General features: G+C 54.3%; 13 protein-coding genes and 1 pseudogene. 3 read left to right on the forward strand and 11 right to left on the reverse strand.

Features of this window, described 5'->3' with window-relative positions; genetic code table 11:
* Positions 1 to 21: 21 nt before the first annotated feature.
* The 5 genes from sctV to OM794_RS20950 form a co-directional block, all read right to left on the reverse strand.
* Positions 22 to 2,190, reverse strand: a complete 2,169-nt coding sequence (gene sctV / locus OM794_RS20930; protein ID WP_226246538.1) for a type III secretion system export apparatus subunit SctV — start codon at positions 2,188 to 2,190, stop codon at positions 22 to 24.
* Entirely contained in the window at positions 2,187 to 2,549 is a 363-nt protein-coding gene (locus tag OM794_RS20935; RefSeq protein ID WP_226246537.1) for a tetratricopeptide repeat protein, read from the reverse strand. The genes sctV and OM794_RS20935 overlap by 4 nt, the downstream gene beginning before the upstream one ends.
* Positions 2,546 to 2,959, reverse strand: a complete 414-nt coding sequence (locus tag OM794_RS20940; protein ID WP_226246536.1) for a hypothetical protein — start codon at positions 2,957 to 2,959, stop codon at positions 2,546 to 2,548. The genes OM794_RS20935 and OM794_RS20940 overlap by 4 nt, the downstream gene beginning before the upstream one ends.
* Positions 2,960 to 2,975: 16 nt before the next feature.
* Positions 2,976 to 3,932 carry an FHA domain-containing protein gene (locus OM794_RS20945; RefSeq protein ID WP_226246535.1) on the reverse strand — a complete coding sequence of 319 codons (957 nt, stop codon included), beginning with the start codon at positions 3,930 to 3,932 and terminating at the stop codon, positions 2,976 to 2,978.
* Positions 3,933 to 4,102: 170 nt separating this feature from the next.
* Positions 4,103 to 4,270, reverse strand: a complete 168-nt coding sequence (locus OM794_RS20950) for a hypothetical protein (RefSeq protein WP_226246534.1) — start codon at positions 4,268 to 4,270, stop codon at positions 4,103 to 4,105.
* 318 nt (positions 4,271 to 4,588) lie between these two features.
* On the opposite strand from OM794_RS20950, the gene OM794_RS20955 reads away from it, so the two are divergent.
* Positions 4,589 to 5,443 (forward strand): sensor domain-containing diguanylate cyclase, encoded by an 855-nt coding sequence (locus tag OM794_RS20955; protein ID WP_226246533.1) that lies wholly within the window; start codon positions 4,589 to 4,591, stop codon positions 5,441 to 5,443.
* 96 nt (positions 5,444 to 5,539) lie between these two features.
* On the opposite strand, the gene OM794_RS23440 is transcribed toward OM794_RS20955, so the two are convergent.
* From OM794_RS23440 to OM794_RS20975, 5 genes and pseudogenes are all read right to left on the reverse strand, one after another.
* The gene (locus OM794_RS23440) at positions 5,540 to 5,800 is read right to left on the reverse strand and encodes a hypothetical protein (RefSeq protein ID WP_413927723.1); all 261 of its coding nucleotides are present in this window, start codon (positions 5,798 to 5,800) and stop codon (positions 5,540 to 5,542) included.
* Between the two features lie 73 nt (positions 5,801 to 5,873).
* Positions 5,874 to 7,031, reverse strand: a pseudogene (locus tag OM794_RS20960) (tripartite tricarboxylate transporter permease); the annotation flags it as partial.
* 15 nt (positions 7,032 to 7,046) lie between these two features.
* The gene (locus OM794_RS20965) at positions 7,047 to 7,496 is read right to left on the reverse strand and encodes a tripartite tricarboxylate transporter TctB family protein (RefSeq protein WP_226246531.1); all 450 of its coding nucleotides are present in this window, start codon (positions 7,494 to 7,496) and stop codon (positions 7,047 to 7,049) included.
* A gap of 29 nt (positions 7,497 to 7,525) precedes the next feature.
* Positions 7,526 to 8,488, reverse strand: coding sequence for a Bug family tripartite tricarboxylate transporter substrate binding protein (locus OM794_RS20970; RefSeq protein ID WP_226246530.1), 963 nt, complete (start codon positions 8,486 to 8,488; stop codon positions 7,526 to 7,528).
* A gap of 55 nt (positions 8,489 to 8,543) precedes the next feature.
* Entirely contained in the window at positions 8,544 to 9,302 is a 759-nt protein-coding gene (locus OM794_RS20975; RefSeq protein ID WP_226246529.1) for a GntR family transcriptional regulator, read from the reverse strand.
* Between the two features lie 148 nt (positions 9,303 to 9,450).
* On the opposite strand from OM794_RS20975, the gene OM794_RS20980 reads away from it, so the two are divergent.
* Complete coding sequence (locus OM794_RS20980; RefSeq protein ID WP_226246528.1) at positions 9,451 to 10,254, forward strand: amidohydrolase family protein; 804 nt, start codon at positions 9,451 to 9,453, stop codon at positions 10,252 to 10,254.
* Positions 10,255 to 11,300: 1,046 nt separating this feature from the next.
* On the opposite strand, the gene OM794_RS20985 is transcribed toward OM794_RS20980, so the two are convergent.
* Positions 11,301 to 11,690, reverse strand: coding sequence for a histone-like nucleoid-structuring protein, MvaT/MvaU family (locus OM794_RS20985; protein WP_226246527.1), 390 nt, complete (start codon positions 11,688 to 11,690; stop codon positions 11,301 to 11,303).
* A gap of 391 nt (positions 11,691 to 12,081) precedes the next feature.
* Here OM794_RS20985 and OM794_RS20990 point away from each other — a divergent pair, with 391 nt between their 5' ends.
* Positions 12,082 to 12,774, forward strand: coding sequence for a GntR family transcriptional regulator (locus OM794_RS20990; protein WP_226246526.1), 693 nt, complete (start codon positions 12,082 to 12,084; stop codon positions 12,772 to 12,774).
* Positions 12,775 to 12,804: the final 30 nt, after the last annotated feature.

Genomic DNA, 12,804 nt, shown 5'->3' on the forward strand with positions numbered 1-12,804 from the left:
CGTCATTGTTTCGCAAGCGTGTTACAGCTTGGCGGTTGCCTCCGATTCCCGGCGTGGGATCGGTTTGGGCAGGCGTATCTGAGCGATTGCTTGCAGGCTGAACTCCGGTGCGATCTCTTGCCAGGCCATGACCGGAAGATCGATATCGTGCTGTTTTAGCCACTGCTGTAACGCCGCGCGCACGTCGCTGGCCGCCACCACCACTGGCTGAAGGTCGCTATCGAGCGCCTCAAGTTGCTGCTGGAACCAGCCGTTCAAGGCCCGCGAAAGAGGTGCTGGCATGCTGCTACGGACAGGCTGGTTTTCACTATTTCGCTGGGCGGTACGCAGGGCCTCTTCCAACGGCCGGGTCGCGATCCAGGCGGGCAGAACCCGATCGCTGCGGGCATAGCGGTGACTGATCTGCCTCGCCATGGCGATGCGTATCCGGTCGCTCAGCCGAGCGCTGCTCGACTCTTGCGGCCCCCAGGTCACCATGGCTTCGAGAATAGTGCGCATGGCGCGTACCGGGACGCCCTCACTGACTAGGCGACGTAAAATCTCGGCAATTTTTTGTAGCGACACCACGCGCACGGCTTCGGTCACCAACTCGGCATAGTGTGCCTCCATCTTGTAAAGCAGGGCACGCGCCTCTTGAATTCCCACGAACTCGCCGGCGTAACGCGTGAGAGTGCGCTCAAGACAGCGCTCCAGCACTTGATCCAGCGTGCGATAGCGAATCCCGGCTTCCGTCAGCGCTGAAGCGTCCTCATCGGCAAGCCATTGCCAACTGCCGCGACCAACGAGCGCGGGCAAGGTGAAGGACGTCAACTCAAGCAGCTCCAAAACATCAGCATCGTCGTCGAGCAGTACTGAAGAGTCGGGTAGTTCACCGTTGAGCACCGGCACTTCATCCAGTTCGATGGCGAAGCGCTGGTCGCTGAGGGCAGGTTCAAGGCGTACTCCCACCTGAGGGATGGCGATTCCCAGGTCACGCTCAACGCCTTCGCGGGTGGCCTGAACACTTTCACGCAGCCTGTCGAGTGATAACGTATCCACAAGTCCAGCAGCCAAGCAGAGCATAACGCGGTACTGGCGTGGATCATCATCGGCGGCATCAGGCGGTGCTGCCTCGTTCATCGCCTCATTCACGGCGTTGATCTCCGCGGCTGGGGGCGCTGAGACGACTTCGGACTGCGCCGCTTGCTCCGTCTCGGCATCGGCCGTCTGGCGACGGCGATGCAGGAAAAAGGCGGCTAAGCCCAGCAGTGCGGACAACGTCAGAAAAACGGTTGATGGGAAGCCCGGTACGAAGGCCGCGCAGAGTAGCACCGCCGACGTCAAACCCATTGCCTTGGCACTGCTGCCAAGCTGGCCGACAATCTCACTGCCCAAATCGCTGGCATTATCGGAACTGACGCGGGTCACCACGGTACCCGCGCCAACCGAAATCAGTAAGGCGGGGATCAGTGCAATCAGGCCGTCGCCAACGGTCAACAGCGAATAGGTTTCCACCGCCGTGCCGAAGGGCATATCGTGCTTGAGCATGCCGATCGACAGCCCACCGATAAGATTGACGAACAGAATCACCAAACCAGCAATGGCATCGCCCTTAACAAACTTCATCGCCCCATCCATGGCGCCATAGAGCTGGCTTTCGCTCTCCAGCAGCGAGCGCCTGCGACGGGCTTCAGCGGGCTCGATGTCGCCGTTTCTCATGTCGTTGTCGATGCTCATCTGCTTGCCGGGCATGGCATCAAGCGTAAAGCGCGCTGCCACTTCGGCCACGCGCTCCGAACCCTTGGTAATCACCAGAAACTGGGCCACCGTAATGATCAGGAAAACCACCATGCCGATGACCACCTCACCGGCGATAACGAAATTGCCGAAGGCGGAAACGATCTGGCCAGCATCACCCTCGAGCAGAATCAGCCGGGTAGTGGAGATCGAAAGCGCCAGCCGGAACAGCGTGGCGAGCAGAATGATCGGCGGCAGCGAGGAGAATTCGACCGGGTGCGAGATATAGAACGCCACCACCAGAATCAGCAGGCTAAAACCGATATTGATACCAATCAGCGTATCGACCATCGCCGTGGGCAGCGGGATGATCATCATCACTACCGAGAGCACCATAAAAACGGCAATGATCACGTCACTGCGCTGGGACGCCTGGCGAGCCAGAGTATTGAGACGGCCGAGGAGCTTGTTCATGTAACGGGCTCTCCCTGCCGGGATTCCGAGTGACGCCGCTGCTCAAGATACGCCCGCCATAGGCGACGAGCAGTATCACGCTCGCCGTTGACCCAGTGGGCGCGGCTACGCAAGAGTTGCAGGGCGTCATCTTCTACACCCGCGGCCACTAGCCGGTCGACCACATTGAGCGCACGCTGGCCGTTGCCGTTGGCAAGGAACCCCTGACACAGCGCCTGCAGTACGCCGGTGTGATTCGGCGCCATACGTGTCGCGATTAGCAGCAACACCAATCCGCGCTGTACCTGACCACTCTTGAGATAGAGGTGCCCCATCAAATGCAATAGGTCGACGGCATCGCGATCAGCGGTATCGCTCATGGCACGCTCTCCTGGTCGGTAATGTTGTCCAGCGGCAGCGCGATTGCTTCACTCATCCGGCCTTCCCATGCTTGCCGCCAATCAAGCTCTTCACCGATCACCTCCTCCGCCAACGCCATGATCTCATCATCGGCATCCAGCGAAGGTAGAACGTTGTCGGCTACGTGTTGGAGCAGCTCAATGCTGCGAAGGTTGGCGTAGCTGGCGGGATCACTGGCCTCCGGGCGCGCGAGCGCTTCGAGACGCTCAGCCCACGCCGGGCGGTTTGAGCCACGCTGCCGGGCTTCGCTGACAGCCCTCGTGAACGTATCGTCCTGCTGCGGCGGCTGCTCGACGACGCCAGGCTTGACGGGGTCGATGCCAGTAACGTGATAACGATCCCGTGGAACAAGTCGATCAGTGATCTTCATCGCGATATACGCCGGATTATAGGGTCAGGGCAAACTGGTCATCGCCACGGCTCAACAGCACTCGATCCGTTTCGATCGCTGAAATAACCCAACCAGACGACAGCGCCGCACCGGGATAGAGACGCTGTCCACGAGCGTCGATTACGTACGGGTTCTTGCCCAACCATACGGCCTGCAACTGCAGGTCGGGGCGAACCGGCACCTCACTCAGTTGAGCTTCATTAAGCAGCACGTTGCGGCTGCCGTAATGCTGGTCGAACCAACGCTGGGTGGCGTTCCAAGCGCCCGCCTGGTCGGGATCGTAGTGACCGGAGACGCTGATATAGTCGCCACTGTCGGCAACCTCCAGCGATGCAAGCCCGGCTTCCGCCAGGCGCTCACGCAGTGCTTGAACCGGGCTCGGGCGAACCTCATCCATCACTGGGGGAGTACTCTGAGCAGTGCTCATCAGGGGCTGCTCATCGAGCGTTGCCGTGACGGGGTGATAGCCAATGTTGGCGTCGGCTTGATTGACATCGATAAACTCATAGAAAGCCAGTACTCCCAGCGTTACGACCAGTGCGGCGAGCGTAGCACTGCGGTTGAGCCACTTACGCCAACGCACTGGAACGGTGGGCAGCCCTGGGAATATGGCAGGCGCTGGGGGGCGTGAAAGCTCGAGCGCCACATCGTTGAAACGGAGCTCCGCCGGCAATTCACAGCGCAAGCCGGTGCCCTGGCTAACACAACGATCATTGATGGTAATGTCGCTACCCAGCGCCTCGATAGCAACATAACGGCCATAGAATCTCAGTACGATATGTTGTGGTGCGATATGCGGGTCGCCGAGCATGACATCGACAGAATCATCGCTACCGATACAACAAATCGGCTCAGTGAGTGTGATGAAGGCACCGCGATGCAAGCCTGCGATAACCTTGAGCGTCGTAACGGCTTCGCGTGCCGACGCTGAAGCTGAGGTGAAGAAAGTCATACACTTAACTCGCCGTGTCGTACGAAGCTTGGGTGATTCCCTCCGCTGAATGCCTCCACATCGAGCCACTCATTGGGAGAGGTTCCGAAATCTCTATTGCCCAGAACTGCATGGGCGAAGTACGACAAAAAAAGCCGCGGGCAGCAGGCGCTGCCCGAGGCTTCCGAGCATCAGTTTTGCGGACGCTGCTTGGTAGCGTCGAGCTCGGTTTTCTTCTCTGTCGTGACTTTGGTGATTTCAGCGGACTTTTCGATCGCCTGATCGAATACTGCTTTCATATCGGCGATTGCAGAATCAGCACCGCCACCCGCATTGTCTACTGAGGGAGTATTGGCCATTTTACTGCTCCTTAATCCAGAGAGATGTCGTTCGAATGATGCGCCTATGGCGCCCAAGCTGAAGCCGTTCGATCGTTCTTTCGACATTGTTTCGTAAGGAGGAAGACGATCCAACATTAAGCAGGTTGCGGGTATTAAATGACGGGGCGATGTCAGTAAAATTAAATTTGAATGATGCGCCTTATCGTTTTGGGGCAAAGGCACCACCGATTGCGCAGTCAGTATGGCCGCGCTTCATTACAACGTTTATAGAATTTTTTATCGTCACATTAGCGTTTGCTCTATAGTCGAGGAATGTAAACCGGATGAATCCAGCCTATGGCCGTCGACCTGCAAGCCCTTTACCCCAAACTGATTCACCTGATGCTGGACACCGTCTTCGTGGTCGATAAAGACAACCAAATCGTCTTCGTGAGTGATGCCTGTGAGTCGCTGCTCGGTTACCTTCCTCAAGAGTTGATCGGCACTCTAATCACGAACTACATGCACCCTGACGATTTAGCCGCAACGCGGGACTCCATTGTTCGTGTGATGAGCGGTAAGCCCCATATTGATTACCGCAACCGCTATATCCGCAAAGACGGCGGTATCGTGCATATCCTGTGGTCTGCCCGCTGGTACGAAGCAGAGGAAGTGCGGGTCGGTGTCGCGCGCAACGTCACAGCGCTTATGCAGGCCGAGGAAGAGTTACGCTACCTCGCCCACCATGATCCACTGACAAAGTTGACCAACAGAGCGCTCTTCTATGACCGCCTTACCTTGGGCCTGAGCACGGCCCATCGCTATCAGAGCAGTCTGGCGCTGCTGTTTCTGGACATCAATGACTTCAAAGTCATCAATGATGTCCACGGGCACGCCGTGGGAGATAGAATCCTCTGCACGGTAGCCAGACGATTGGAACGCTGTGTACGTGAGACGGACACGGTGGCCCGCATGGGCGGTGATGAATTCACGGTGCTGTTAACGGACATCCAGTCGACGACTGCCGTTGAGGAAAAGATAGAGCAGATACTCGCTGTCATGAACGAGCCACTAGGCGCTGAATTCGGCGAGGTCAGAATGCCATCCTGCAGCATCGGCGTGGCCTGCTACCCCGCCGACGGGGAAGACGCCGATACCCTGCTAAGCCGTGCCGACAGTCATATGTATCAGATCAAAAGGCGCAGTCGTTAGTGGTTATGACCGATACCGGCAGTCAGCTATGAATGTTTGCCTGACTGCCGCACACAAAGTTCGACAATAAATCTGTGGAGTCTCTTCGTAACGCAGTTAACGCTGACGGCCTTTGCGTAGCGTTTTCCAAACCTGTGAAAATACGACCAACAGCAGTAGCGCGATAATCCCTTGCGAGATAGGACGAGTAAAGAGGGAACCCACGTCATCTTGGGAGAGCAGCATTGCCAAGCGTAAGTTCTGCTCCGCCATTGGCCCTAGCAGCACCCCCAGCACTACTGGCGCAAGCGGGAAGGCGAGTCGATGGAGTAGATAGCCGATCAAGCCAAAAGCTAACATGACATATAGATCCATCATGTTCCCTTTGACGGTATACACCCCCCACCGCCATTAGCACCAAGGTGGTGGGAACCAACAGGGCGGTCGGCATGCGCAAGACCTGAGCAAACAGGCGGGTAGCCACCATGCCGCCCAGTAACAGCAGTAGCATCGCCGTTATTAGCATCTGCCACATGAAACCGAAGACCACATCAGGCGACTTCGTAAACAGTTGCGGGCCAGGCTGAAGGCCATGAATCATCAGCGCACCAAGCACTAAGGCGGCGACCAGGTTGCCAGGAATCCCTAGTGTTAGAGATGGAATCATTGCAGAAGCATTATCGGCACTGTTACCTGATTCAGCCGCGGCAACCCCCACGGGATTCCCCTGACCGAAAGAGTCGGGGTTAGCGGATTTGCGCTTCGCTTCGTTATAACTCAGCAAGGCCGCCAGATTGCCACCCGCACCTGGCAAAATGCCCACACTCACACCTATCAGCGATGAGCGTGTCCAAGTGCGCCAGTGCTGACGTATCAATGTCAGTGCATTTCCACTCGCATCGACTTTGAAGCTTCCCGCATCGTAGTAGGTCGCGTTGCGCTTTTCGGCCATTTCCAGCACTGGCGGGATTGCGTAAAGGCCGATGAGCACGATAATCAGGTCGAAGCCCCCACTTAAATAAAGCGAATCGAACGTATAGCGCTCCGCACCACTGATAGTGTCAACGCCGACCAGACCGATGATGACGCCCAGTAGGGCGCTGAGCATGCCTTTGCTGATATCGCTGCCGACCAATACGGCGATGCTGACAAGGCCGAAAACGGCGACCCAGAAGTACTCCGTAGGCCCAAAAGCCAGCGTGACCTGAGCCAACAACGGCGCTAACGTCATCAACGCGATGGCGCTGATAATGCCACCAACGGCTGACGACCAGCACGCCGTCTTGAGCGCCAGCCCGCCCTGCCCATTGCGGGTCATCGGGTAACCGTCGAAGGTGGTTGCAATGGCCGCTGGCGTGCCGGGAATTTTTAATAAGATGGCCGGAATGGCGCCACCGTACATCGAGCCATTGTAGATACCGGCCACCAACCCTAGCGCAATCACAGGATCAAACCCATAAGTCAGTGGCAGCATAAGCGCAATGGCCATGACCGGATTGAGGCCAGGTAGCGCACCGATCAAAATCCCCACCAGCGTACCGACGAAAAGACTGACCAAGGAACCAAACTGCAGGGCCACGGGCAAGGCGTTGAATAAGGAATCAAACATAGCGTGCCACCCTATTTAGGAAACCAGGAAAAATTCGACGGGCAAGGGTCGTTTCAGCACCAGCGCAAATAACCCGTATAAGAGGGCGATGAAGCCCACCGTAATCCCTAGAACCACAATAGGGCGCCTCTCACCCAGCACCAGGGCCAGGAGTACGATGAACAGGGTGCTAGTGGAGTAAAAACCCACGGTTGGCATAGCCAGGTAATAGATCAGGCAACAGGCAACGGTTGCCATAAACCGTCCAGGATGGTCGATTAGAGGTGATTCCGCAGTGCTCGTCTCCCCTGCTCCTAATGCCTGCACAGCGCCTTTAAGCATCAGAGGAAGTGAGAACAGACACATCAGAATACCAACCCCCATAGGCACATAAGCTGCACCAGCATCAAAGCCACTCCCCACCCAGACCACCGTGCAGCCAAAGATGAGGAAGGCGATGCCAGAGATAATATCTCTGAAGTTCATGAGCAAATTACCGTCCAGTACGCGATGAATTAGTTTTTCTTAAGCCCAAGTTTTTCGAGTGTCTCACCAATCGCTTCGGTTTCCTGATGCAAACGCTCACGGAGCTCTTCACCGCGTACGAGATTAAGCGTCTCGCCTTGAGATGCCAGGAACGTTTGGAACTCAGGATGTTCGACGGCTCTAGCGACGGCATCGGCGATGACATTAACGCGCTGCTCATCCATGCCCTCCGGTGCCAGCATCATGCGCCATAGCACAGTTTCCAGTTCAGGATGGCCGAGTGCTGCTAAGCCTGATGCCTGAGGAAGGGCCTCGTTATCGTCGGCTGAAGTGACAAGTAGACACTTCGCCTTGCCATCCTCCACATAGGGAAGCACGGGTGTGATGGAGCCACCGTAGATATCCACATGCCCACCCAGGAAGTTTTGGAGGGTCTCGCCAGCGCCGCCAAATGGAATAGGGCGGGCCTCAATGTCATAGGCTTCGAAGATACGCTCTGCTGCCAAGCGCATGGTTCCACCGACTCCATCATTGCCGTAGGTATATTGACCGGGGTGACTCTGTAGCTCGGCAAGGAATTCCTCGCCTGTTTCAGCGGGAAAGTCGGGGGCTACACACATGGTGTAGGCGCTCTGCGAAGTGCTGGTGATGGGGGTCAATGTCTCGTAGGAGTACTGAACACGCTGCATATGCGGCACAGTGGTAATAGGACTATTCCAGGTGGAAAGCAGCGTGTAGCCATCGGGCCTAGCACGGGCAATCTGGTTGACTCCAATGGCACAACCTCCTCCGGCGACATTTAGCACGGCCAATGACTCTCCTAACGCCTCCTGCAGGTACTGATTGAGCATGCGGGCAACGTTGTCAGTGCCGCCACCAGCGGGTGCCGGTACGATGATTTCGATGGGACGATTCGGGTAGTCGTCAGCCATGACAGGCATAGCGGTCAACGCTGATAGTGCGACAGCAGACGTAAGCTGGAATGTTTTCATTGTTAGTTACCTTTTCTGGAAATGCAGGGTGGCAAGGCGTGCATCAAATGCAATCTCATGCGGGTTGATCACCGAGCGTGACACGGTAGCGGAATCGCTCGGGGCGTCCGTGTACCCGGCGAAACTCGATGACTCTTCCGGCGGGGTTGCGGGCAATGCGCTGGATGGCGGCGACCGGTGCCCCAGTGGCTAGTTCTAGATGGTTTGCACTGGCCTCAGTGGCAGCGCCGAACGACAGCTCGTCGGTTGCTGACGAGATCAAAATCCCGAATTCCTCCAGAAATACGGGATACAACAAAGGGCCCATCGCTTTTGGGTTTAGCGACAAGAGCCCATTGAAATCGGGTAGGCGTAGATAAATTTCTTCAAACAGCAGTGGGTCACCTGACCAAAGGCGAACACGTTCCAGTTTTATGCAATGGCTGACTGAGTCCTCACCAAAGGCTTTCTGTACCTCAGCGGGAAGCGGCACTTCATGGCAGCTAAGAATTCGGCTTTCTGGAATGACGGGTACATCTGGATCGTCCACGTCATGTACATGGAAGAAGCGAAACAGATCGGCTCGGAAAGCAGGTTGCTTAACGAAGGTGCCGGTGCCACGCCGACGATCTAACAGCCCTTCATCGACTAACTGCTTCAACGCCATTCGCATGGTTGCCAAAGCAACGCCATACTCTTCGGCTAAACGGTTCTCCGAGGGGATCATATCGCCTGGTTTCCACTCACCATTGGCGATCCTTGACCCTAATTGGTCACGGAGTTTGGCATACAGGGGTAATCTTCCGTCCGTATTCGCAGAGAACTTGGCTTGCATAGGGCCACCCAGTGGTTAACTTTGATTTCTTGAGGTCATTGAAGACCCGTGTATACTTCTAGTCAACCAGTTCTCTAGAGAACTAGACTTATGTATAACAAGTTAGCTGATGTGAAATCTCCAGATATAACGTTATGAGGGGCCAAAAGTGAAATTAGGTTTTGATTGTCATGCTCATGCTTACGGGCCTGTTAAGAACGTCAAAGGATCTAACTACAGCCCCTCACGACCTGCCCCGCTCTTGGATTGGCAAAAAAACCTCGAAAGTTGCCGGTTAAGCGGTGGCGTATTGGTGCAACCAAGCTTCCTAGGCAATGACAACCGGCAACTGCTTGAAATGCTTGCCAAGCTTGATCACTCCTACCGCGGAGTCGTTCAGCTCGCCAAGGAGACAACGCTTGAGGAAATAGCCGCTCTTGATGCTGCAGGCATTGTGGGCGTGCGGTGGAACCTTATTGAGGGGCGAAGTGCATTGCCAAACCTCAGTGATCCTCAATGGATAGACTTTCTGGATCATCTCAAAGCCATGGACTGGCATCTTGAGTTACACCTGGAAGGAAACCGGCTGCCTGAAATTTTTCCAGCGCTGCATGAGCATGGCGTGAAGTTGGTCATCGATCATATCGGACTCCCTGTCGATGCCGCCCCGCTGCAAGACCCAGGGTGCCGCCTGCTGCTTGAGGCCGGACAGGCAGGACGCACGTGGGTAAAGCTATCAGCTCCCTATCGCTCCCCCGTAATTAACCTCAAACCCCATGTTCAGGCTTTGTTGGATCACCTTGGGCGTGACCGGCTGGTGTGGGGCAGTGACTGGCCGTGGACGCGCCATGAGGATAAGCATACTTACCGCGATACTTACGGATGGCTCAGTGACTGGATTAGCGATGCTGATGATCGCCAGCACATTCTTGATACAAGTCCTAGAGCATTGTTTAAGTTAGAGGCTCGATAATCTAGGCATAAGAAGATAATAGAAATAAAACTGAATTAATGTGAATTCAGGGCCACACTAAGCTGCATGAACTCACGAAAAGCCATCACGGCTTCATACTATTGAAGGGTAGGCAGCAGATTACGAGACATGGCGAGCTTTGCATTAATATCATCACAGTAGCCCCCGCCAACGGCGCACCTTGCATTAGTAAAGTTAAATTTGCGAGCCAGCCCACTATCCATAATATTAGAAGAAGCCGCCTTCCCCCAGCACGGATTTGGGTATCTTGGTTATTTGCTGATGTAGTTTGGAGTCAAAAACTGCAACCTTACAAATTGCTGTAGAAGCACGCTAGCAACCAGTAGGGAAGCACCCCTAACGCCTATACGGTCATCACAAGCCCTGCCTTATGCTCTGTTGCTTGCAGAGCGGGGCTAAATAATAAAGGGAAAGGCAATGGTAAAAAACCTATTTAATCTCTCTTTCGACCGCTACGGCACTTTCTTTGCTGCGATCCTCTTCTGCCTGGGCGGATGAAGTGTATAGCGAGACAGCCACCGGTATGGTCGAAGCAGCTGTTCAAGCGATCTGCGATGGTGATAAGAGAGGCATCTTTCAATGCACCAGCGGAAAATTGAACCCGATTTATATTATGAGGAAGAATTCGCTGCCTTCCATGAAGCATGCAGGGATAACGGTATAGCGGAGATTGAAACGACATCAGAATTTGACGATGCATTAATGCAAGAGCAAAAGCGTCGATTTCACATTGATGCGAAGATTGTTATAGGGAATGGGGCTGTGTACACAACCACTTATCGAGTGGTTTGGGGGTCATTTAAGGTGCCAGAGAGTAGCAATCCAGTCGAGGCGTGGAGATTGGGTGGCCTTAGCCGAATAGAAATACCTATCCTCAGGGGAGATCTATCGAGAAATTAGATTCAGCTTAATAAAACGAGGGAACACAGCGCTTAGATAAATTTTCGCTCACTGAGCAGGCTCAGTGAGCGTTTTAAGAGGTTATTTTGCCAGGCTGGCAACCCCCGAAGTAAACATCAGGTTTATTACGCGATTTCTTTCACAACCCAACTGACCACTTCTTCATTACCAAATTCTGCTTTCCACTCTTGAATGACTTTATGATTCCCGCCACGGGTTTCCACCACTTCGCCCGTGTGTGGGTTCTTGTATACCTTCAAGGGGCGCTTTTTACGACCATCCGTGCTGCTTGTGCTTACCTTGCCAGTTTTTGCTGGTTTGGAGCGGTAAGTTGGGTCAAGCATTTCACATACGTCGCGCGCTAATTTTCCGTGCTCCGTCATGAGCGCTTGCAGTCTTTCTTTGAATTCAAGCTCTTTTTTTAGCTCACTGTTATTTTCCAGTGCTTGCAGCTCTTCTTGTAGCTGCTTTAACATCTGCTCTTTTTTGAGATAATCACTCAGTACCGACGCCATAGTCTAAATTCCTATATTTTAAATTTTATTTAAGATAACCCTTAAACGTATATCTTGCGTATTATAGCTTTAATATAGTCATTGAGAAAAGAAAAGCTCAAGTTTGATTACTGGGTAGGGGGCGTGCCATTTGGTCACACCCCAAAAAGGGCTTGCGAGAAATCGCAGGCCCTTTTTTGCAATTTGGCTCGCCCGGCAGAAGTTGAACCGGCAACTCTCGTTTCGGAGGCTGGTTTCAGCCGCTATTTTAACAACTATTTCAACAACTGTCTCAGCCACTGGGAGCCGAACTGCCCAGCGAAGATTGCATACAAAAAAGACTAAAGTCTAGTTCTTAACCCCTAAAATTGTGATCTATCTTGAAATTGTATGCAACTTTGGGCGCGAAACGATGGACGCTATACCCGCAAACGCCTCAAAAGTAGTTCAGACCGCCACGGCTAGGGTTCACGATGTGATCAAGCGGCGGATTCTAAATGGCCATTACCAGGCAAATGAGTACCTTCGCGAAACGAGTGTAGCCAGTGAGCTTAACGTCAGCCGTACACCCGTGCGTGAGGCGCTGCGGGAGTTGGTGTCGGAAGGTTGGCTCGAAGCCATTCCCCATCGTGGCTCACGCGTGGTGGCTTGGACGGCGAAAGATGCTCGCGAAGTATTCGAATTACGTTTGGTACTAGAGCCCTTAGCGGTTCGCTTAGCCTCCACACAGATAAGCAAGTCATGCTTTACGTCTTTAGAAACCCTAGCGACTCAAATGGAAGCGCTCACCGAACAGGTCGACACAAACGCTGAATCCCGCAACGGCATTGCGTCACTTAATCACGAATTTCACCGAACGCTGATTCTCGCTAGCAACAACCAACGATTAGCAAACTTGCTCGAAAATGTTGTTCGCACATCGGTCATCCATCGCAACTTCGGCAACTATGACCTTGCCAACCTTCGCCGCAGCATGCGTCACCACCGCGAGATTCTGGAGGCAATCACTGCTGGCAGTCCCGAATGGGCTGAGAATGTAATGCGCGCCCATTTGCTGGCTGCGCAGGCGTTACACGTCCCGCACACCAATCCCCCCTCCGGTTAAAGAGACATTGGTTGATTATACAGAGGTCTA

It is taken from the genome of Halomonas sp. BDJS001 (assembly GCF_026104355.1).
Lineage (GTDB): Bacteria > Pseudomonadota > Gammaproteobacteria > Pseudomonadales > Halomonadaceae > Vreelandella.